This is a genomic window from Pseudonocardia sp. MH-G8 (genome assembly GCF_002262885.1).
In the GTDB taxonomy this organism is placed as follows: domain Bacteria; phylum Actinomycetota; class Actinomycetes; order Mycobacteriales; family Pseudonocardiaceae; genus Pseudonocardia.
In genome coordinates this window covers 133,217-154,066 of the sequence record NZ_NKYF01000009.1, presented here as the reverse complement: position 1 = coordinate 154,066, position 20,850 = coordinate 133,217, and the positions used below count along the sequence as shown (strand labels likewise).

General features: G+C 72.6%; 20 protein-coding genes, 1 other RNA gene and 1 pseudogene. 7 read left to right on the top strand and 15 right to left on the bottom strand.

Features of this window, described 5'->3' with window-relative positions:
* Positions 1–11: 11 nt before the first annotated feature.
* Positions 12–545: a hypothetical protein gene (locus CFP66_RS21775; protein ID WP_094926976.1), complete on the top strand. Its 534-nt coding sequence runs from the start codon at positions 12–14 to the stop codon at positions 543–545.
* A gap of 178 nt (positions 546–723) precedes the next feature.
* A complete protein-coding gene (locus CFP66_RS21770) occupies positions 724–1,431 on the top strand; it encodes an SDR family oxidoreductase (protein WP_094926975.1) in 708 nt (235 codons plus the stop codon).
* Between the two features lie 80 nt (positions 1,432–1,511).
* On the opposite strand, the gene CFP66_RS49290 is transcribed toward CFP66_RS21770, so the two are convergent.
* The 6 genes from CFP66_RS49290 to CFP66_RS21740 all read right to left on the bottom strand — a co-directional run bounded on the left by CFP66_RS49290 (position 1,512) and on the right by CFP66_RS21740 (position 7,264).
* The gene (locus CFP66_RS49290; protein ID WP_233159605.1) at positions 1,512–2,171 is read right to left on the bottom strand and encodes an arsenate reductase ArsC; all 660 of its coding nucleotides are present in this window, start codon (positions 2,169–2,171) and stop codon (positions 1,512–1,514) included.
* On the bottom strand, positions 2,168–3,262 hold the full coding sequence (arsB, locus tag CFP66_RS21760; protein ID WP_094926974.1) for an ACR3 family arsenite efflux transporter: 1,095 nt from the start codon (positions 3,260–3,262) through the stop codon (positions 2,168–2,170). Before arsB ends, CFP66_RS49290 begins: the two co-directional genes overlap by 4 nt.
* Positions 3,259–3,633 (bottom strand): helix-turn-helix transcriptional regulator, encoded by a 375-nt coding sequence (locus CFP66_RS21755; protein WP_233159624.1) that lies wholly within the window; start codon positions 3,631–3,633, stop codon positions 3,259–3,261. The genes arsB and CFP66_RS21755 overlap by 4 nt, the downstream gene beginning before the upstream one ends.
* Before the next feature lie 81 nt (positions 3,634–3,714).
* On the bottom strand, positions 3,715–4,539 hold the full coding sequence (arsM, locus tag CFP66_RS21750; protein ID WP_094926972.1) for an arsenite methyltransferase: 825 nt from the start codon (positions 4,537–4,539) through the stop codon (positions 3,715–3,717).
* A 21-nt stretch (positions 4,540–4,560) separates the two neighbouring features.
* Positions 4,561–5,820: an MFS transporter gene (locus tag CFP66_RS21745; protein WP_094926971.1), complete on the bottom strand. Its 1,260-nt coding sequence runs from the start codon at positions 5,818–5,820 to the stop codon at positions 4,561–4,563.
* A gap of 91 nt (positions 5,821–5,911) precedes the next feature.
* Entirely contained in the window at positions 5,912–7,264 is a 1,353-nt protein-coding gene (locus CFP66_RS21740; RefSeq protein WP_094926970.1) for an NAD(P)-binding domain-containing protein, read from the bottom strand.
* 105 nt (positions 7,265–7,369) lie between these two features.
* On the opposite strand from CFP66_RS21740, the gene CFP66_RS21735 reads away from it, so the two are divergent.
* Complete coding sequence (locus CFP66_RS21735; protein ID WP_094926969.1) at positions 7,370–8,266, top strand: metalloregulator ArsR/SmtB family transcription factor; 897 nt, start codon at positions 7,370–7,372, stop codon at positions 8,264–8,266.
* A 96-nt stretch (positions 8,267–8,362) separates the two neighbouring features.
* On the top strand, positions 8,363–9,487 hold the full coding sequence (locus CFP66_RS21730) for an NAD(P)/FAD-dependent oxidoreductase (protein WP_094926968.1): 1,125 nt from the start codon (positions 8,363–8,365) through the stop codon (positions 9,485–9,487).
* A 163-nt stretch (positions 9,488–9,650) separates the two neighbouring features.
* On the opposite strand, the gene rnpB is transcribed toward CFP66_RS21730, so the two are convergent.
* Both rnpB and CFP66_RS21720 read right to left on the bottom strand, forming a co-directional pair.
* An RNA gene (rnpB, locus tag CFP66_RS21725) (RNase P RNA component class A) lies at positions 9,651–10,051 on the bottom strand.
* Between the two features lie 28 nt (positions 10,052–10,079).
* Positions 10,080–10,658, bottom strand: coding sequence for a hypothetical protein (locus CFP66_RS21720; RefSeq protein WP_233159604.1), 579 nt, complete (start codon positions 10,656–10,658; stop codon positions 10,080–10,082).
* Positions 10,659–10,965: 307 nt separating this feature from the next.
* Between CFP66_RS21720 and CFP66_RS21715 the strand changes: the two genes are divergently transcribed.
* Positions 10,966–11,730, top strand: a complete 765-nt coding sequence (locus CFP66_RS21715; protein ID WP_233159603.1) for a sulfite exporter TauE/SafE family protein — start codon at positions 10,966–10,968, stop codon at positions 11,728–11,730.
* An 87-nt stretch (positions 11,731–11,817) separates the two neighbouring features.
* Complete coding sequence (locus CFP66_RS21710; protein WP_094926967.1) at positions 11,818–12,912, top strand: tetratricopeptide repeat protein; 1,095 nt, start codon at positions 11,818–11,820, stop codon at positions 12,910–12,912.
* A 90-nt stretch (positions 12,913–13,002) separates the two neighbouring features.
* On the opposite strand, the pseudogene CFP66_RS21705 reads toward CFP66_RS21710, so the two are convergent.
* From CFP66_RS21705 to CFP66_RS21695, 3 genes and pseudogenes are all read right to left on the bottom strand, one after another.
* Positions 13,003–14,135 (bottom strand): annotated as a pseudogene (locus tag CFP66_RS21705) (bifunctional RNase H/acid phosphatase).
* Positions 14,093–14,830: a zinc ribbon domain-containing protein gene (locus tag CFP66_RS21700; protein ID WP_094926966.1), complete on the bottom strand. Its 738-nt coding sequence runs from the start codon at positions 14,828–14,830 to the stop codon at positions 14,093–14,095. The pseudogene CFP66_RS21705 and the gene CFP66_RS21700 overlap by 43 nt, the downstream one beginning before the upstream one ends.
* A gap of 167 nt (positions 14,831–14,997) precedes the next feature.
* Positions 14,998–15,930, bottom strand: coding sequence for an NADP-dependent oxidoreductase (locus tag CFP66_RS21695; RefSeq protein WP_094926965.1), 933 nt, complete (start codon positions 15,928–15,930; stop codon positions 14,998–15,000).
* A 173-nt stretch (positions 15,931–16,103) separates the two neighbouring features.
* Here CFP66_RS21695 and CFP66_RS21690 point away from each other — a divergent pair, with 173 nt between their 5' ends.
* The gene (locus CFP66_RS21690; protein ID WP_094926964.1) at positions 16,104–16,577 is read left to right on the top strand and encodes a MarR family winged helix-turn-helix transcriptional regulator; all 474 of its coding nucleotides are present in this window, start codon (positions 16,104–16,106) and stop codon (positions 16,575–16,577) included.
* A gap of 40 nt (positions 16,578–16,617) precedes the next feature.
* On the opposite strand, the gene CFP66_RS21685 is transcribed toward CFP66_RS21690, so the two are convergent.
* The 4 genes from CFP66_RS21685 to CFP66_RS21670 all read right to left on the bottom strand — a co-directional run bounded on the left by CFP66_RS21685 (position 16,618) and on the right by CFP66_RS21670 (position 20,826).
* Positions 16,618–17,493, bottom strand: coding sequence for a nitrilase-related carbon-nitrogen hydrolase (locus tag CFP66_RS21685; protein WP_094926963.1), 876 nt, complete (start codon positions 17,491–17,493; stop codon positions 16,618–16,620).
* Between the two features lie 89 nt (positions 17,494–17,582).
* A complete protein-coding gene (locus tag CFP66_RS21680) occupies positions 17,583–18,725 on the bottom strand; it encodes a hypothetical protein (RefSeq protein ID WP_094926962.1) in 1,143 nt (380 codons plus the stop codon).
* Between the two features lie 19 nt (positions 18,726–18,744).
* Positions 18,745–19,743 (bottom strand): ester cyclase, encoded by a 999-nt coding sequence (locus CFP66_RS21675; RefSeq protein WP_094926961.1) that lies wholly within the window; start codon positions 19,741–19,743, stop codon positions 18,745–18,747.
* An 87-nt stretch (positions 19,744–19,830) separates the two neighbouring features.
* Entirely contained in the window at positions 19,831–20,826 is a 996-nt protein-coding gene (locus tag CFP66_RS21670) for a LacI family DNA-binding transcriptional regulator (RefSeq protein ID WP_094926960.1), read from the bottom strand.
* Between the last annotated feature and the right edge of the window lie 24 nt (positions 20,827–20,850).

Below are 20,850 nucleotides of genomic sequence, written 5' to 3'. Positions count from 1 at the left end.
TCGGACTTCCGTTGTCGGCCGTCGCGGCGACCGCCACGGTCGTCGCGGCCGTGGCCATGGACGTGCTCGCCGACGAGCACCCCTCGCACACCGCAGCGGTCGGGCTGGTCGCTGTCGTCGTGGCCGTCCTGCGGTTGGCTCTCGCCGACCGGTACGAGGGCGTGTTCTCGGCCGTGAGCGGCGCCATGGTCGCGCAGCCGGCGCTGCACGCGACGTCGAAGATCGGAGGCGTCGACGGTGGAGGCCATCACCCCGCCGGGCTCCTCCACGTGATCGCCAGCGACGGCCCGACCACGGCGATGCAGGTGATCGTGCCATCGCTCGTCGTCATCGCGGTCACGTTCTCCGCGCAGTTCCTGCGGCTGCTCATCGGTGCGCTCCGCCGTCCGCTCCGACTGGCTCCCGCCTCCCCTCCCGCAGATCGGGCATCCGTCCGCATCGCGGTCCGGACCCGGCCGCGAGGCGTGGCGCTGCGATCGTGCGGATGGGCGATCCGAGCGGCCCGGCGCGGCCCCCCGATGCTCGCGGTGCCAGCACACGGGTAGCTGCGAGCGCGGCCTCCCAGGTCGCCGTGTCGCGAGTTCCGCGGGCACCACTCCTGCCCACCCCACACCTGTCGCGGCTTCCGCACCCGCTCGCGCAGCGCACGCGCATCCGGGCGGTAGCGGCCGGCAGTTCCCTCGGCGTTCCCGTTCTGCGGATCCGCCGCACGAGGAGTCCAGCATGTCTGTGAACGAAGTCGAAACCCGTCCATTGGCGATGGTCACCGGCGCCTCTCGAGGCATCGGACAGGCGATCGCCACCGAACTGTCCACCGACCACGACGTCCTGCTCGGTGGACGCGACCGCGACGCCTTGTCGAGGACGGTCGCCGGCTGCGGCGGCCGCGCCTGGCCGGTGGATCTGACCGACCATCAAGCCCTGCGCGCCGCGACACGCGACATCCACCGCCTGGACGTCCTCGTGCACAACGCGGCCGTCTGGTCCGCGGGACCGGTGGCCGACACGGCGACGAACGCATGGCGGGAGATGTTCGAGGTCAACCTGTTCGCCGTGGTGGAACTGACCCGGCTCCTCCTTCCGGCATTGCGGGTCGCCCACGGTCACGTGGTGCTCATCAACTCGACGGTGAACGCGAGCACGTCCACCGGACAGGGCGCGTATGCGGCGTCGAAGTCCGCACTCCACGCGTTCGGTGACGTGTTGCGCAGCGAGGAACAGCAGCACGGTCTGCGTGTGACGTCGATCCAGCTCGGGCGCACGGACACCGATTTGCAGCGCGCCGTGCGCGCCGCCGAGACAGGTCCCTACGAACCACACCGGTACCTGCAGACCGCTGACGTCGCCGACGTGATCCGGGCGATCATCAGTGCGCCGACGACGGCGCCGATCTTCGATCTCGTCGTCCGCCCGCCCATGCCCGCGACGTAGTCCAGGCCGTGCATACGAAGTGAGCTCTCACGTCGGGAGTGCTCGGAAAGATCTTGCATCGGGTGCCGCGCGGCCCGCGTTCACCGCACTGAGGCCGAGGCGCCGAGTTCGACGAGGAGTGCCCTGACCCGGGCATCGATGTCGTCGCGGATGGGCCGGATCTCCTCGGCACTCTTGCCGGCCGGATCGGTGAGGTCCCAGTCGAGGTAGCGTTTGCCGGGATAGACGGGGCACGCGTCCCCGCAGCCCATGCTGATGACGACGTCCGCAGCCCGGACGACGTCGTCGGTGAGCGGCTTGGGGAACTCCTTCGACAGGTCGAGGCCGATCTCGGCCATCACCTCGCGGACGGCGGGGTTGATGGAGTCGGCGGGTGCGGATCCGGCGGAGCGCACGTGCACGCGGCCCTGGGCGTGGTGGTCGAGCAGGGCGGCGGCCATCTGGGAGCGGCCTGCGTTGTGGACGCAGACGAACAGGACTTCGGGGACGTCGGACATGATGGCTCCTTCGGACTGGGCGAGCGCGGTGAGCCGGTCGGTGGCGAACTTGCGGGTGAGCGTCACCAGGTACGTGGTGACCTTCGCCGTGCGGCGCAGCGCGGTGTAGGACTCGAAGACGTAGCGGTAGACGGTCTGCTCGGAGAAGAACCCCGGGAACTCGGCCGCGAGGTCGGTCGCCATCCGCTCCAGGACGGCGACATCCGACCGCGGCGGTGGGCGGCCGCCCTGGCGTTGGCTCACCGCTGCGCGCTCGTCCGGGCGCCCCACCAGCGCTTGCGCAGGGCGAGCGAGACGTAGACCAGGGCGATGAGCACGGGAACCTCGATCAGCGGCCCGACCACGCCGGCGAGGGCCTGGCCGGAGGTGACCCCGAAGGTCGCGATCGCGACGGCGATGGCGAGCTCGAAGTTGTTGCCCGCGGCGGTGAACGCCAGTGTGGCGGAGCGGTCGTAGCCCAGGCCGACGGCCTTGCCCAGCGCGAGCGAGCCCAGCCACATGATCGCGAAGTAGGCCAGCAGCGGCAGGGCGATGCGGGCGACGTCGAGCGGCTGGGAGGTGATGGCGTCGCCCTGCAGGGCGAAGAGGATCACGATGGTGAACAGCAGCCCGTAGAGCGCGAACGGCCCGATGCGCGGGATGAGCTTCTCCTCGTACCAGGTGCGCCCCTTGGCCTTCTCCCCGAACCGGCGGGTGAGGTAGCCGGCGACCAGCGGGATCCCGAGGAAGATCAGCACGGACTTGGCGATCTGCCAGGCCGAGATGTCCAGGTCCGCCTGGGGCAGGCCGAGCCAGCCGGGCAGCACCGAGAGGTAGAACCAGCCGAGGCCCGCGAAGGCGATGACCTGGAAGATCGAGTTGATCGCGACGAGGACGGCGGCGGCCTCGCGGTCGCCGCAGGCGAGGTCGTTCCAGATGATGACCATGGCGATGCAGCGGGCGAGCCCGACGATGATCAGCCCGGTGCGGTACTCGGGCAGGTCGGGCAGCATCAGCCAGGCGAGGGCGAACATCAGCGCCGGACCGAGGACCCAGTTGAGCACCAGCGAGCTGATCAGCAGCCTGCGGTCGCCGGTCACGGTGCCGAGCCGGTCGTAGCGCACCTTCGCCAGCACCGGATACATCATGATCAGCAGCCCGAGGGCGATCGGCAGCGAGACGCCGTCGATGGAGATCGCGTCCAGCGCCGCGCCGAGGCCGGGGATCAGCCGGCCGGCGCCGAGGCCGACCGCCATGGCGGCGAGGATCCACACGGCCAGGAACCGGTCGAGGGTGGAAAGCTTCTGGACGACCGGCCCGTCGGGGCCTGCGTGGATGTCGGGGGTGGCGCTCATGCGGGGAGTTCACTTTCGTCGGAGGAGCAGTCGCTCGGGGGCAACGTGCCGCCGGGAACGAGGACGTCGGCGAGCAGGGCGACGGTCTCGGGCCGAACCCGGTAGTAGACCCAGGTGGCGCGGCGCTCGCTGGTGACCAGCCCGGCCTGGCGCAGGACCTTGAGGTGGTGCGAGATCGTGGGGCCGGTCAGGTCGAAGGCGCCGGAGATGTCGCAGACGCAGGCTTCTCCCCCCTCGTGCGCGGCGATCAACGACAGCAGCCGCAACCGGACGGGGTCACCGAGTGCCTTGAACGCGGCCGCGAGCTCGGTGGCCTCGTCGGCGTTGAGCGCAGCGCGGGTCGCCGCGGAGGAGATCAGCAGCGGCAGCAGGTTCGACACCCGTCTATATTCATGGATGTCGAACCAGGAGCGCAAGTCGGCCGAGAACTCCTCATGGCCGTGGCGGCGTCATCACGATGCACGATCCGGGATGCGGGCGCGCACGATCGCGGAGACGGCGTGCGGGTGGACGCGATGGGTCTCGACGATGTCGACGTCGACGAACCCGGCCTCACCCAAGGTGCGCGCGTAGTCCTCGCGCGTCAGAGCGCCGGCGACGCAGCCCGTCCACTGGTCGGCATCGTCGCGGGTGGACCGGTCGATGTCCGGGTCGGCGATGACGTCGGAGACGGCCAACCGCCCACCCGGCCGGAGCACGCGGGCGGCTTCGGCGAGAACGACGGTCTTGTCGGCGGCCAGGTTGATCACACAGTTGGAGATGACCACATCGACGATGGCGCCGGGCAGCGGGATCTGTTCCAGGTAGCCCTGGACGAACTCGACGTTGTCGACACCCGCCTGCGCGGCGTTGCGGCGGGCGAGGTCGAGCATCTCCGGAGTCATGTCCAGCCCGATCACCCGTCCGTGCGGGCCGACCCGGCGCGCGGAGATGAGGACGTCGGTTCCGGCGCCGGAACCGAGGTCGAGCACCGTTTCGCCGGGGTGCAGCTCGGCGACCGCGGTCGGCACGCCGCAACCCAGGGACGCCGAGACCGCCTCGGCGGTGGCACCGGACGCCTCGTCGCCGTAGAGGTCGCCCCCGAACACCGCGGCGTCGACCGTGGTTGCGCAGCTGTCGGTGCAGCAGCCGGCGGCCTCGGCCTGCCGGGCCTTGTCGGCGTCGCCGGCGGCCGAGTGCCGCGCAGCTGCGGCGTAATGCTCGCGAACCGCGTCGCGAATGGATTGGCCGGGTGCGGCGTCCGGCCGGTCGGCGGATGCGGTGGTGTCCTGCGACATGGTCGTACCTCCTGGTCGGGATCAGTGTTGATCCCCCTGGTCCTGGCCGGGCGCGGTCGGCGTCGAGGGTGCGGGGCGTCGGGGAACGGTGCCGATCGCGAGGAGCGCCGCCAGGGCCGCGATGGCGGCCAGCAGGACGAACACGACGGGGTAGCCGCCGAGGGCGACGGCGAGCGCGGCGCCGGCCCAGGGTGCGAGGGCAGTGGCGATCATCGCCGGGGCGGAGAGCAGCCCGTTGAGGCGCCCGTAGTGGGCCGCGCCCCATCGGTCGCTGATCGCGGTGGCCTGCAGCAGCGTGAACACCCCGCGGGCGGCGCCCGCGAGCATCGCCGCGGCGATGAGCAGGATCTCGGGTCCGGGGAGCAGCCCGAGCAGCAGGGTCGCGGCCGCCGCCAGGCCGAGGATCACCACCGCACGCATTCGCACCGACAGCGCGGTGGTGAGCCGGCCGTAGCCGAGCCGGCCGAGGACCTGGCCGAGCCCGCCCAACCCGAGCGCCCACGCGGCGTCCGAGGTGGACATGCCGCGCTCGATCAGCAACGGCACCTGGTTGACCACGACCGCGAACGCGGCGAACGTGCCGAGCGCGATGGCCGGGACGAGGAGCAGGAACGCGCGGCTTCGCACGATGTCTCGGGGCGCGTGCGCCGCAGCGGGCTGACCGGCGTGCTCGTCGTCGGGCGCGGGCCAGCGGCCGCGCAGGCCGATCAGGTGCGCGGGGATGGTGATCGCGGCGAGAACGGCGGCGAGGACGAGGTAGGTGTGCCGCCAGCCCACCGAACCCAGCAGGGCGGCGGTGAGCGGGGCGAAGATCGTGCTGGCCAGCCCGGCCAGCAGGGTGAGCGCGGTGAGCGCCCGCACCCGGCGCGGGCCCCACCAGCGGGTCAGCGCGGCGAACGCGGGCGGGTAGAGCGTGCCCGCCATCGCCACCCCGGCCAGCATCCAGGCGGCGAAGAACAGCGGGAGCGAGGGCGCCAGCGCGATCCCGACGACTGCGGGCACGGCCAGGACCGAGCCGACGGTCATGACCGGTCGCGGACCGATCCGGTCCAGCACGCGGCCGGCCGGAATCCCGACCAGCGCCGAGACCACCAGCCCGGCGGAGAACCCGGCGGTGACGGTGGAGACCGACCAGCCGGTGTCCGCCGCGATGGACGGGGCCAGGACGGGGAAGGCGTAGTACAGCACCCCCCAGCTGACGATCTCGGTCACGCACAGCACCACCAGCACGCGGCGCAACGCACCGGTGCCGAGCGAGCCGGTCTCCGACGGCGCCCTCACGGGCGGCACGTCCTCGCGTGTGCGCGGTGCGGCATCAACGGCAGCACCGACCCCGGATACCCGGGGCCGGTGCACCGACACCGACAGCAGATCAACGGTCGAGGCCCACCGCGCCGACCGTCACCGCTACGGGTTCGGCCGGCCCGCAGCATCCGCCCCCGCTCGCCGTGGGGTCGGGGTCGTCGAACAGCCCGGCGCCCCCGCAGACCCCGGTGTCGGGCAGCACCAGTTCGACCCGCCCGGCGGCCTCGTGGTCGCCGGCGAGCGCGGCGGCAACGGAGCGGACCTGCTCGTAGCCCGTCATCGCCAGGAACGTCGGGGCACGCCCGTAGGACTTCATGCCGACCAGGAACACGCCCGGCTCGGGCTGCGCGAGCTCCGTGGCGCCGTGCGGGTAGACGGTGCCGCACGAATGCACGTTCGGGTCGATCAGCGGGGCCAGTGCGCGGGCGGCCTGCAAGGTCGGGTCCAGGTCCAGCCGGACCTCTGACAACCACGACAGGTCCGGGCGGAACCCGGTGAGCACCACGACCTCGTCGACCGGCGGGAGCCGACGCCCGTCGAGCGATTCCAGCACCACGCCGTCGCCGGTCTGCTCGACCGCCGCAGTGCGGAACCCGGTCACCGTCGTGATGTGGCCGGCCTCGACGGCGGCGGCGGCGCGCGTGCCGAGGGCGCCGCGGGCGGGCAGCTGGTCGCCATCCCCGCCGCCGAAGGTGTCCCCGACCTGCCCGCGCCGCAGCAGCCAGTCCACGTGGGTGCCCGGCTCGGTGCCGGCGAGCTCGGCGAACGCGACCAGCGCCGTCAGGGCCGAGTGCCCGCTACCGGCCACCGCGATCCGCCGGCCGGCGTAGCGGGCCCGCACGTCCGGGTCGGTCAGGTCCGGCACCTGGTAGGCGATCCGGCCGGCCGCTGCCCGTTCCCCGATCGCCGGGAGCCCGTCACCGCCCAGCGGGTTGGGCGACGCCCACGTCCCGGACGCGTCGACCACCGCGCGCGCGAGGATCCGCTCCTCGCCGTCGACGGTCTGCACGTGGACGGTCAACGGCTCCGTCTCGCGGCCGGCGTCGACCACCCGATCCCGCCCGCGCCGCGCCACCCCGATCACCCGGGCACCGAACCGCACCCGCGCCCCGAGGACCTCGGCCAGCGGCTGCAGGTAGCGCTGCGCCCACTCCTGCCCGGTGGCGTAGGTGTCCGGGTCCGGAGGCGTCCACCCGGTCGGTGCGAGCAGCTTCTCCCCCACCGGGTCGATCACCTCGCCCCAGCGGGAGAACAGCCGCACGTTGTGCCACTCCCGGACGTGAGCCCCGGCCTGCTCGCCGGCCTCCAGGACCAGCGGCTCCAGTCCGCGGTCGAGCAGGTGCGCCGCCGCGGCCAGGCCGACCGGTCCCGCTCCGACCACCACCACCGGCAGTCCGGTCCGCTGCTCGTCGTCGCTCATCCCGGTTCCTCCACCACTCCATCGATGCCTGCCGATGTATTGGGCCGAACTGTATCGACGGTGCTCGATTGACGCAACCATCGATCCAGGTCGATACTGGTCGCCATGAGCACCACCGCGGCCACCTCCGGGCCATCGCTGTCGGATGCACTGGCGCTGACCGACGTGTCCGTCCCGACGCCCCAGCTCGCCCCCGCCGACGCGGCGACCTACGCGGAGTGGTTCGCCTGCCTGGCCGAGCCGACGCGGGTTCGCCTGCTGCACGCGGTCGCGGTGGCGGGGCGTGAGGTCACGGTCGGGGAGCTGACCGAACAGCTCGGCATCTCCCAGTCCACCTGCAGCCACCACCTGCGCAAGCTCGCCGACGTCGGGTTCGTGACGATGCGCAAGGAGAAGACCGCCACGCTGGTGTCGGTCAACCCGGCCTGCTGCACCGGGCTCCCGCACGCCGCCGACGCCGTGATGGGAATGCTCGGCCCACGCCCGTGCTGCCCCACCGACCTGCCCGTCGACGTCACCGTGCGCCCGCTGGAAGGCGGCGACTGGGCGGCGGTCCGGCGGATCTACGCCGAGGGCATCGCCACCGGCAACGCCACCTTCGAGACCGAGGTCCCCGAGCGGCGCGAGCTCGACCGCAAGTGGTTGCCGGAGCACCGCTGGGTCGCCGAGCTCGACGGTCAGGTCGTCGGCTGGGCCGCGCTGGCTCCCGTGTCCACCCGCCCGGTCTACGCCGGGGTCGCCGAATCGTCGATCTACGTCGCCGAGGGCGTGCGCGGCCGCGGGATCGGCAAGGCACTGATCCACAAACAGGTCACCGCCGCCGACGCCGCCGGCCTGTGGACCCTGCAGACGGCGATCTTCCCTGAGAACCGGGCCTCGATCGCGCTGCACCAGTCCGCGGGCTACCGCACCCTCGGCCTGCGCGAACGCATCGGCCGCCACCACGGCGTCTGGCGCGACACCGTCTTCCTCGAGCGCCGCACCGCCGCCGACCCCGACTGACTCCCGCACACCCCACCGCCGGTAGCCCCCACCGCCGGCGGTCGCCCACCCCTGCCCGCGTTCCTCCCCAGCGAGGACCGTCCTCTCGAGGTGCCCATGTCCAGCCCCGCCCACCCGAACCACCCGACCAGCTCGTGCGACGCGATCGTCGTCGGCGCCGGCCAGTCGGGGCTCGCCGCCGCGCACGCGCTGCGCCGCGCCGGGCTCGCACCGGTCGTGCTCGAAGCCGGGCCCGAACCCGTCGGGTCCTGGCCGCACTACTACGACAGCCTCACCCTGTTCTCCCCCGCCCGATACAGCTCCCTGCCCGGCCTGCCGTTCCCCGGGGATCCCGACCGCTACCCCCACCGCGACGAGGTCGTCGACCACCTGCGCCGCTACGCCACCCACCTCGACGCCGACATCCGCACCGGCCAGCGGGTCCACACCATCCGCACCGGCGACGGCGGCTACCTGGTCGACACCGGCGACCAGATCCTGGCCACACCGCTGGTCATCGCCGCGACCGGCGGTTTCGGCAATCCGCACCGGCCCACCCTGCCCGGCCTCGACGCCTTCACCGGCCAGGTCGTGCACGTCAGCGACTACCGCGCCCCGGAGCAGTTCGCCGGCCGGCACGTGGTGATCGTCGGCGCCGGGAACTCCGCCGCCCAGATCGGCGTCGAACTCGCCCGCCACGCCCGGGTCACCCTCGCCACCCGCGCCCCCGTGACGTACGCGCCGCAGGTCATCCTCGGCCGCGACATGCACTGGTGGTCCACCACGCTCGGCGTCGACCACCTGCCCATCGGCCCCTACCTGCGCGCCACGCCGACCGTGCCGGTCGTCGACGACGGCACCTACCGTGCCGCGATCGACAACGGCCGACCCGCGCGCATGCCGCTGTTCACCGACATCGACGGCACCAGCCTCACCTGGCCCGACGGGCGCGCCGAGCAGGTCGACACCGTCCTGCTCGCCACCGGCTACCGCCCGGACCTGCCCTACCTCACCGACCTCGGCGCCCTCGACGAACACGGCCTGCCGCTCCAGGTCCGCGGCCTGTCGACCTCGCACCCCGGCCTCGGTTACGTCGGCCTGGAATGGCAGCGCAGCCTCGCCTCCGCGACCCTGCGCGGGGTCGGGCGCGACGCCGGCTACGTCGTGAGGCGGTTGCTGCGGAACGGGTCCGCGCTGCCGGCCGCGCGATGCTGCGAGCGGCAGCCAGCCGGCGCAGCTTGACGAACGCAGCCCGGGCCGACCGAACCCGGGACAGGGAGCCCACATACTGAGATCACCGCGACTTCGCACATCCTGTGGTCACTTCGCACAAGCCCCGGCTTGTGCGAAGTGGATGCTGGGTGTGCGGAGTGCGCCGGTCTCGACCGCTTCCGGCAGCCTGGGGCGGACGAGCTGGCCTGTAAGCCGGATCCTGTTCCCGGGCGCCTCGCGGCGCACCGTTCGGCGACCATCCATCTAGGCCTGCCGTCACCGGCAGGCTCGAGCGGTCTACCCGCAGACTCGGACGGGCCGCCCTCGAACGCCTGCGCAGCTCCCGCGGACGGGAACCTCTTGACCTTGCTCCGGGTGGGGTTTACCGAGCCACCCCGGTCACCCGGGGTGCTGGTGGTCTCTTACACCACCGTTTCACCCTTACCCCGCACATGTGTACGGGGCGGTTTGTTCTCTGTGGCACTTTCCCGCGGGTCGCCCCGGGTTGCCGTTGACAACCACCCTGCCCTGCGGAGTCCGGACTTTCCTCGGCGGCGATCCGAAGATCGTCGACGCGGTCGCCCGGCCAGCTCGTCCGCCCAGGCAGTCTACGCGTAGGGGATCACGACCAGCTGTGCGCCACGTCGACGACCAGACGACCGCCGCCGTCGGGTCCGTCCAGGACGAGGACGCGGAAGGGCAGGCGCGCCCGCACCCCGACCCCCAGGACCGTGTCGCCCTCGAAGCTGCCGGCGAAGACGACCGAGCGCAGCGTCGGGTAGCCGGTGACGTCGGCTACCGGTTGGCCCGCGGTCGCGGGCGGGACGAGGGTCGGCGCGCCGGCGTCGTCGTGGGCCGGGTGGTGCAGCCGCACCAGCAGCCGGGCGTCGCCGGGCACCGGGATCACGGTGCCGGAGCCGTCCTGGGTGACCTGGTCGACGTACTCCACGTAGTACCCGGCCGCGGGCCCGGCGAGGGAGTACACGACGCGGTCGAAGCAGTCGTGCCGCCCGGTCCGGACGGTGGTGAGCGGGGCGCGTCCCATCTCGTCGACGCGCTCGACGGTGCTCCCCCACGAGGTGGTGTCGCACTGGGTGGCCGCCGCCGGGACCGAGGTCGCGGGAGACACCGCGGCGACGGGAAGGGTGACAGCGGTGCACGCGAGCATCGTGGTCAACAGACGACGGATCGTTCGGGACACGGCGACCTCCTCGGAAGCGTGGGCTGTGCCACACACCTGAGGACGTTGCGGACGCCTCTCAGGTTGCATCCCCGCTCGGCCGTTCGTCGCAGCGCTGCGCGCCGCAGCGCCAGCACCGGTCCGTTCCCTCGCTGGGCATCGCCCCGCACTCGGGGCACAGTGCGCCGAGCCAGCACACCGGGTCGCCACCCTCACCGTCGTCGGTCACCGCTCCATCCTGCGCCCCCGACGGGTGTCGCGCTCCCCACGCGTGACGCGCGCCGCGTGCCGGCGGATGCGGCGTTCGGCCCAACTACCGTGGAACCCCGTGATCGATGCGTCGCCGGGCTCGCTGGCGTTCCTGCTCGTCGCGGGCCTGGTGGCGGGTGCGGTGAACGCGGCTGCCGGCGGTGGCTCGCTGCTGGTGTTCCCGTCCCTGCTCGCGGTCGGCCTGCCCCCGCTCAGCGCCAACGTCACCAACTCCATCGCGCAGTGGCCCGGCTACCTCGGCATCGTCGCGGGTGCACGGCAGGACCTGCGCGGGCAGCGCCGGCGCATGATCCTCACGTCGGTCGTGGCGGCGGTCGGGTCGGCGATCGGCTGCACGCTGCTGCTGGTGCTGCCCACGGCCGTGTTCGACGCGGTCGTACCCGTGCTCGTCCTGCTCGCGAGCGCGTTGTTCGCCCTGCAGCCCCTGGTCCGGCGGTGGACCGCGCCGACCCCGGGAGCGCCGGACCGGCTGGTGACCCTGCTGCCGAGCGTGTTCCTCGCCTCGGTGTACGGCGGGTACTTCGGAGGGGCGCTCGGGGTCATCCTCATCGCCACGCTGTCGCTGTTCGCCCACGACCGCCTCGTGCGTCTCAACGCCCTCAAGGGGCTGCTGTCGCTCGTGGTGGCGTCGGTGACGGTGGTCTACTTCGCGATCGGCGCGCCCGTCGACTGGTTGGCGGTGGCCGTGCTGGCGCCCACCACCCTCATCGGCGGCTACGTCGGCGCGAAGGTGGCCCGCCGCTCCCCCGAGTCCGTGCTGCGCTGGGCCGTGGTCCTGCTCGGCCTGACCGTCGGGGTGTACCTGCTGCTCGCGGGCACCTGAGGCACAGCGAGCAGCGCTCCGATCACCACTGGTCACCGCGCGTGCGCACCGCTAGCGTGGCGAGGGGATCACCTCCGGGGGGCACGGTTGCCGAAGCAACGCTGGTGGAAGCGACGCGCCACGCCCCCGGCGGGTGGTGATCCGCCGGAGGGCCAGGTCACCCGGACGACCTTCACGATCACGCCGGACGGCGGCGAGGTCGACGAGATGGTCGCGCACTGGCGCGCCACCCTCGCCGACCGCACCCGCGTCCACGGGCCCCGGCATCCCGACACGCTCCGCGCCGGGCACACCGTCGGCGTCCTCGAACTGGCGGCCGGGCGGCCTGCCGAGGCCGAGGCGGTGCTCCGGCCGCTGCTCGGTCCCTGCGAGCAGGTGTTCGGCCGCGAGCACCCGACGACCCTCGACGTGCAGGGTCACCTCGCCCGCGCCCTCGCCCACCTGGGCCTGCACGCCGAGGCGGACGGGCTCTTCCACGCCACCCTCCACGCCTACGAGCGCGCTGCCGACCCGCCGGCGCAGCACGTCGTCGCGCTCCGCCGAGCCCTGGTCCGGTTCCTCGACGAGCAGAACCGGCACCGGGAGGCGGCCCGGCACCAGGAGGGCGTGCTCGCCCACGTCGAGCGGGAGCTCGGCAGCGACTCCGCCGAGGTCCTGGACGAACGCGGCATGCTCGCCGACCTGTGGCGCCTCGCGGGCCACCCGAACGAGGCCCTCCCCGTCTACGAGGCGACCCTCGCCGACGCCGAACGCGTCCTCGGCCGCGATCACGTGCACACGACGAACGTCCGCACCCTGCTCGCGCAGGTCGCGATGGACCTCGACGACCCCGACGCCGAGCGGTACCAGCGGGACGTCGTCGCCGACCAGGAGCGGCTGTCGGGGCCGGGGAGCGCCGGCGTCCTGGTGGCCCGGAGCAACCTCGCAAAGCTGGTCCGCGACCGCGGTCGCCTCGACGAGGCCGAGGTCCTCTACCGGGAGGTACTGGCCGAGCACCGCGCCCTCCTCGGGCCCGACCACCAGGGCACGCTGTTCACCACGGCGAACCTCGGGCAGCTGCTGCTCGACATGGACCGACCCGACGAGGCCGCGGCCCTGTTCCGGGAGCTGCTGCCCGTTGCGGAGCGGGTCTTCGGCCTCGGCCACCCGGTCACCCGTGACGCACGGCGGTACGGCGTTTGAGCGGCCATGATCGGTACTTCGGCGCGTCAACGGGCGGATTCGACCCGCGAACGCGCCGACTTGCCGATCATGAGGTGGGGAACGCACGCACTACGCGGGGTGGTGGCTCGTGTCGTTGACGAGCCGGACGCTCGCGCCGCCGTCGGGGTAGAAGTCGACGATCGACAGCGCCGCCAGGTCCAGGTGCAACCGGTACAGCACGCCGGGCCCGCCCTGCAGCGCGTCACGGAGCAGCATCTTGATCGGGGTCACGTGGCTGACCAGCACCAGGGTGGCGCCCGGGTGCTCCTGCACGAGGTCGGCGCGCTCGGCCTCGACGCGCCTGCCGACGGCCGCGAAGCTCTCGCCACCCGGCGGGGCGACCTCCTCGGAGCCCAGCCATTCCCCGTGCAGTTGCGGGTCGCGGGCTCGGGCCTCGGGGAACGTCAGCCCCTCCCACTCACCGAAGTCGGTCTCGACGAGCCGCTCCCGCACGAGCAGCGGCGCGCCCGTCGCCTCCGCGACCGCGGCGGCCGTCTGCCGCGCACGCAGCAGGGGCGAGGTGAGCACGGTGGTGATGCCCGGTACGCCGGCGAGCCGGGCAGCCGCGCCCGCCGCCTGCGCGTGCCCGAGCGGTGTCAGCTCGGGGTCGCCGCGCCCGGAGTAGCGGCGCTGCACCGAGAACTCGGTCTGCCCGTGACGCAGGAGCAGGAGGCGGGTGGGGGTGCCGACCTGCCCGGTCCAGCTCGCCGACGCAGGCGGGGTCGCTGCCTTGATCGTCACAGTGCTGCTTGGGCGTCCATCGCCTGGTTGGCGAGGGCGTCGGCGCGCGAGTTGCGCAGTCGGGGGATCCACTCGAAGCGCACGGTGCCGATCTCGCGGATCAGCCGGCCCGCCTCGAGTGCGAGCGGTTTCATCGCCGGGTGCTTGACCTGCCAGCGCCCGGACATCTGCTCGACGACCAGCTTCGAGTCCATCCGCACGTCCACCTCGGTGGCACCGAGCTCGATCGCCGCGCGCAGCCCGGCGAGCAGGCCCTGGTACTCGGCCACGTTGTTCGTGACGACGCCCAGCGCCTCGGCCCGCTCGACGAGCACCTCCTCGGTGTCGGGATCGAGCACGACCGCGCCGTACCCGGCCGGTCCGGGGTTGCCGCGGGAGCCGCCGTCGGCCTCGACGACGACCCTCTTCCCGGCGGCGTTCACAGGCCGGATCCCTCCGTGCGCACCAGGATGACGCCGCATTCCTCGCAGTGCACCAGCTCGTCGGCCGGCGCGGCCTTCAGCTCGGCGATCGCGGTGCGGTCCAGCTCGAGGCGGCACGCCTGGCAGCGGCGTGCCACGAGCGCCGCCGCCCCGGTGCCACGCTGCTCGCGGCGCCGCTCGTACGCGGCGAGGAGGTCGGCGGGCAGGGTGGCCACGACCTCTTCGCGGGCGCGACGGCGCCCGCCCTCGGACGCGTCGATGTCGGCGAGGGCGGTGTCGCGGCGCTCGGTGACGGCAGTGAGTTCCTGCTCGGCGGCGGCGAGCACGCCGCGGGAGTGCTCGAGGTCGACGCCGACCGCCTCCCGCTGCTCCATGACCTCCAGCTGCTCGTCCTCCAGCACGCCCTGCCGGCGCGCGAGGGTCTCCAGCTCGTGCTGCAGGTCGCTGGCCTGCTTCGCACCGATCCCGGCCCCCTCGAGCATCTGGTTGTCCTTGGCCGTGCGGGCCCGCACGCCCTCGACGTCGCGCTCGATGCGGCGGATGTCACGGTCCAGGTCGCCCGCGGCCGTCTCGACCTCCACCAGCTTGTCCTTCCCGGTGCGCACGGCGGCCTCGGCGGCGGTCAGCTCGGCGTGCTCGGGCAGGGTGCGGCGGCGGTGCGCGAGCCGCGACAGCTCGGCGTCGACCTCGGCCAGGTCGAGCAGCCGGCGCTGGACGGCGGGGTCGGCTTTCACGAAGCAGGTCCTTCCGGGGGATGGGGGACTCCGACGCTACCGCCTCGCGCCACACCGGCTCCGGCAGGCGCCGCCTGGAGCCGGGCATGGATTCAGGAAAGCCACTTTGCTGAACCTGCAGGACCTGAATGTGGCTTTCCTGAACCTCGGCGAGGGGTGCCGACTCCTCAGGCGACGAGGATGACGGTCTTGCCGAGCAGCCGTCCGTTGCCGGAGTCGCCGTGCACCGCCGGCAGTTCCGCCAGCGGGCGGCGGGCGACGACGTGGAGCGCGAGCCGGCCGTCGTCCACCCGCGAGACCAGGTCGGCCAGACGGGAGGCGTCGGGACCGACCCACACGCCCGCCGTGCGCACCGCACGTTCCTCGTCGGCCGGCACCGGCCCGGCGGAACTGACGACGATCCCGCCGTCGGCCACGTACCGGGTCAGCCTCGCCAGGTCCTCGGGAGCGGAGCGCACGTGGTTCACCACCACGTCGAAGGGACCGGAGACGGCCGCGGGGCCCGCGTCGAGGTCCAGCCGGCCGACGACCTCCGCGCCGTAGCTGCGCAGGCGCTCGGCGTGCTGCGGCGCGTCGACCGCGGTCACCTTCGCACCGGCGTCGACGGCGAGCTGGACCACGATGCTGCCCACCGCCCCGCCCGCCCCGTTGACCAGGACGGTCTGGCCGGCCCTGACCTCGGCGAGTTCGACGGTGGCCTGCATGGCAGCCAGCCCGGCCAGCGGCAGGGACGCCGCGTCGGCCAGCTCGACGGAACGGGGGGCGGCGGTCACCTGGTCGGCCGCCACCAGCGCGTACTCGGCGGCTCCGCCGTGCGAGTTCAGGGGGAACAGGGCGATGACCTGGTCGCCCACCTGCGGCCCGCCGACCCCGTCCCCGAGTTCGACGACCGTGCCGGCCACGTCGAGACCCGGGGTGATCGGCAGCGGTGTCGGGATCATCTCCGCGAGCACACCCAGCCGGAAGTGGTCGTCGACGGGGTTGAACGACGTGGCGGTCACCTTCACCAGCACCTGGCCGGGGCCGGGCACCGGACGCTCCACCTCCTCCTGGCGCAGGACCTCGGTGCTGCCGAACTCGTGGTACCGGATCGCCTTCATGTCGTTCTCCTCGAGGTCTGTCGTGGCGCCGCTTCACTTGCCTGGGCAAGTGAAGCTCACTCTCACAGACTTGCCCAGGCAAGTCAAACGGCCGGACGCGTGAGCCCTTCCGGCCGTCGCCTCGCGCAGAACACCGGCGACCCACGGTTGCTCAGGCAAGTACGCTGCGCGCCATGGCCACTTCACCCCGTTGGCTCGACGACGAACAGCAGGCGGTGTGGCAGGACCTGCTCACCGTGGTCATCGGCCTGCCCACACTGCTGGATCGTCAGCTGCAGCGGGACGCCGGCATCTCGAACTTCGAGTACAGCGTGCTGGCCCGGCTGTCGATGACCGGGTCACTCACGATGCGGCTCAGCGACCTGGCAACGCAGTGCAACAGCACGCAACCACGGCTGTCCAAGCTGATGGTCCGGTTCGAGCAGCAGGAGTGGGTCACGCGCTACCCCGACCCGGACAACGGCCGCTACACCCTCGCGACGCTGACCGATGCCGGGCGGCAGAAGGTGGTGGACAGCGCCCCCGATCACGTCGACCAGGTCAGGCGACTGGTCTTCGAGCCGCTCAGCACAGCCCAGCAACGTCAGCTGGGCGCCGCACTGGCCCGCATCGCCGCCCCGGTGCGCGAGCACCTGGGAGGTCACTGAACCCCGGCGTCCACCGTGCGCAGGTTCAGGAAAGCCACTTTCATGAACCTGCAGGACCTGAATGTGGCTTTCCTGAACCTCGGAGGGCGCCCGCGTCGGCGTAGCGGTCCGGTCGGCGGTCGCCTCGCGCGTCGTTGAAGGGGCCCAGGGACTTGTCGCGGGCTACAGCCGGGTCGAGCTGCGCGGTGAGCACCGCGCGGGTCGCCACCGCGTCCGGTGCTGTGGCGGGGCCGGCGAGCAGGTAACCGGTGCTCGCGCACACCAGGCTGCCGCCCACCCAGTCGACGCCGCGCTCGCGGCCGCAGCGGTCGGCCACGACGACGTGCACGCGGTAGGTGCCCGCCGCCGCCCGGGCCTTGACGACCTCCAGCGCGTGCTCCCCCGCCGGCCGGGGCAGCAGCGGCCAGTTCACCGGCACGGCGACGATCTCGGCCCCGGCCTCCGCGGCCAGCCGGACCCACTCCGGGAACTCCAGGTCGTAGCAGATCATGACCGCGACCCGGCCGAGCGCGGTCCGCACGACGGGCGGTGGCTCGTCCCCCGCGCGGAACAGCTGGGTCTCCCGGTCCCACAGGTGCGCCTTGCGGTAGCAGGCGCGCACCTGCCCGTCCTCGACCAGGACCGCGGAGTTGTGGACGGGCCCGTCCGGCGCGAGCTCGGCGAACCCGCAGACGAGCACGAGGCCCAGCTCCCGGGACAGCTCGCGCAGCAGCGAGACCGTGGGCCCGTCCAGGTCCTGCGCGGCGGCGCGCGCCTCGGCGGCGTCACGGAAGACGTAGCCGCACACGGCGAGTTCCGGCAGCACGACGAGTCGCGCGCCGCGCCCGGCGGCCTCCCGCACGGCGGCGACGAGCGGAGCCGAGTCGCCGGAGCCGAGATGAACGGGGATCTGGCAAGCGGCAACGACGACGCCCATGTGCGCACCTCCCACTCACCCGTCGAACGAACGGCACCTTCGCACGATAGAGCGGTACGAAGGTGCCGCTCGTTCAGCGAAGCCGCTGGTCAGTCGTCCTCCGTCGCTCCTGTCAGGACCGCTGCCGGCGAGACGTAGCCGTTCGCGTCGCGCATCCGGCCGTTGCGCCTCGCTGCCTCCACCACCTCCGGCAGCCAGTCGAGCTCGGTGCGGCCGTCGCCGCCGGTGACGACGAGCAGCTCGCCCTCGCCCTCGTCGAGCTGTGTGAACCCGCGCCACGCCCCGGGCGGCACCGAGAGCGTGTCGAGGCGTCCCAGCTCGACGACCTGCTCGTCGGACCCGGTGTTGAGCCGCACCGCCCAGCGACCGGTGCGGGCGGTGACCACCTGCGTTGCGGCGTGGCGGTGGGTCAGCACCCCCTCCCCCGCGCCGGCGCGCAGCCAGGCCAGGGAGAACCCGTGCGGCTCGTGCAGGCGCGGCACGGCGCGGCGGTCCTCGCTCATGCCGTAGCCGATGACGAGCGACAGCTGCGCACCACCGCCCGCCAGTCTCGAGCACAGGAACGGCTCGGCGACCCACTCCCGGTCCGCGGCGGTGGTGACGCGGCCACGGAACTGCGCCTCCGTGAACACGTCGAGCCGGTCGATCTCCTCCTGCGGCATCGGCTCGATCAGCGCCGTGCCGGGCGGCACCTGCTGGCCCTGCACGGTGTCGATCAGCTGGTTGTCCGCGGTGAGGTAGAGGCCGTGGCCCGCCGCGTCGCGCAGGACGTCCGGACCCCAGATGATGCCGCCGTTGTCGTCGCGGCCGAGGACGGTGAGCAGGACGCCCTCGTCGGCGCCGACGTTGGTGAAGCCGCGGAAGATCCACGACGGCACCGAGACGACGTCGCCGTCGACGCTGCGGAACTCGCCCTGGCGACCGTCCGCTCCCCACCGCAGCTGGTAGTCGCCGTCGAAGTTGATGAACACCTCGGCGGTGAAGTGCAGGTGCAGGCTGTTGATCGTGCCGTTGGGCATGCCGGCCGCGCCCAGGTTGAAACCGTGCGGCTCCTGCAGGTTGACGTGCTGGTCGGCGTTCTGCGACACGCCGGCGCCGATGAAGGAGTAGTTGTCCTTGCGGTCCGAGCCGGGCGTGCGGCAGTCGATGAACGCGGCCTTGCAGGGCACCCAGTCGGTGCGGCGGATCGTCCGGCGGGCGACCTCGCCGGGTGTGACCACGGTGTCGTTCATGATCTTCCTTCGACGTCTGTCAGTAGATGTTGGTCTCGGTGAACTCACCGTCGCCGCGGGTCGCGTTGATCTGCGCGCGGAGCGCGATCTCGTCGAAGACGCGCATCTCGCGCACGATCCGACCGTTCTGGACGAGGAACTGCGAGACGCCGAGCAGGTCGACAGGCGCGCCCGTGAGCGGACCGAAGTCGGCCGTGCCGTGGTATGTGCCGTGCATCGTCCACATCACCGCGATGCGCAGGCCCGCGTAGCGCTCGGCGTGGTTGGTCTGCACGTCGCGGACGGCGAACCGCGCGTCCGGGAACGGCGCGACGAGCGAGAGCAGGTCGCGCTGGTAGCCGTCGGGGCGCACGACCGTGGTGTCGCCGATCGTGTGCAGGAACAGGTCCCGCTCCATGTACTGCGGCACCTTGTGCAGCCGCCGCTGGTTCCACACCTCGTCGAGGAACTCGAGCACCATCTCGCACTCGCCCCGGAAGTCGTCCGGGCGCGGGCCGCTGTCGCCGACGCTCAGCACGTCCGAGGGCGCCGGCTTCGTCATCGAACCCTCGTAGCCGCGGAAGCGCTGGCCGCGGGCGACCTCGGCGGGATCGAGGCCCATCTGCTTCACGGAGGCGAGCTCGTCGCGCACCACCCATTCCTCGACCATCCGGCCGCGGCGGTAGAGGCAGTTGGCGACGGTCCGCTTGCGCACCCGGGTCGGGCGCCCGTCGACGAGCAGCTCGTCGGCGGAGAAGACGAGGTGCGAGCTGAGGAACGCGTCGTCTCCGCGCGCCTCCCAGATGACGTCCTCGGCCTGCCCGACGTGCTGGGGCGTCTCGGCGATGCGCATGAGGCTGCCCTCGATCACACCGTCGCGTCCCACCACCGTGCCGAGCCCGCCGTGGACGATCGAATCCGGCTCATAGTTGTCGACGATGTAGGAGATGTCGCGCTGCACCCAGATCCGGTCGGTCACCTCCCGGATGAAGTCGTCCGGGTCCTCGTAGGGCCGGTACGCAACCGGGTCGAGCGGCATATCGCTGTCCTCTCCTCGTCGGGCCACCTCGACTGTATGCGTATGCACAGCCGAGGCACAAGACCTCGAGGGGGCACGCTCGGGAGATCAGACGCCCGGGGCCGCCGTCGTCGCGCGGGCGACGTAGTGCGTGGGGTAGACCGAGTGCGCCACCGGGGCGTCAGGACGTTCCACCCGCGCGACGATCAGCCGCGCGGCCTCCCGCGACATCTCGTCCAGGTCGTAGGCCACCGTGCTGAGCCGCACCAGCGCCCAGCGGGAGGTCGGCAGGTCGTCGAACCCAGCGATCGAGACGTCCCCCGGCACCCGGACGCCGATCTCCGCGGCGGCGTTGAGCGCGCCGAGCGCCACCACGTCGTTGCCGCAGAGCACGGCCGTGGGCGGGTCGCCGCGTTCGAGCAGCGTCCGCAGCCCGTCGTGGCCGGTGCGGAAGTCGAACGGGCCGTGCAGGACGTCGCGGTGCGCGAGGGCGAGCCCGTGCTCGTCGAGCACGGTGCGCACGGTGTTCTCACGCTGCTCGCCGGTGCTGGTGTTGCGCGGCCCGAAGATCGCGCCGATCCGCGTGTGCCCCTTGCCGATGACGTCCGCCAGCAGCTCACGGACGCCCTTCTCCGGGTCGACGGTCACCGCGTCCGCCTGCACGCCCTGCGACGTGCGGTTGAAGTAGACGAACGGGATGCCGCGGTCGTGCAACCGCACCGGCACGATCGACTCGACCGTGCTGGTGGCCAGCACCACCCCGCACAGCCCGTGCGCCATCACGTGCTCGGCCACCGGGGCGGACTCCGACGACTCGGTGATCAGCACCAGCTCGTAGCCCAGCCGTTCGAGCTCGTGGTGCATCGGCGCGATGACGTGGGCGTAGAACTGGTTCTCCAGGTCGGTGACCACGAGCCCCACGCGCGTGGAGCGCCCCACCGAGAGCGCCCGCCCGATCGCGTTGGGGGCGTAGCCGAGCGCGACCGCGGCCTCGCGCACCCGCTGCTTCGTGGCCTCGGACACCTTGGGATCGTCGCGCAGGGCCCGGGAGACGGTGGGCTGGGAGACGCCGGCGAGGCGCGCGACGTCCCGACTCGTGATCATCTTTGAGTTCCTCCCCCCGGCCCC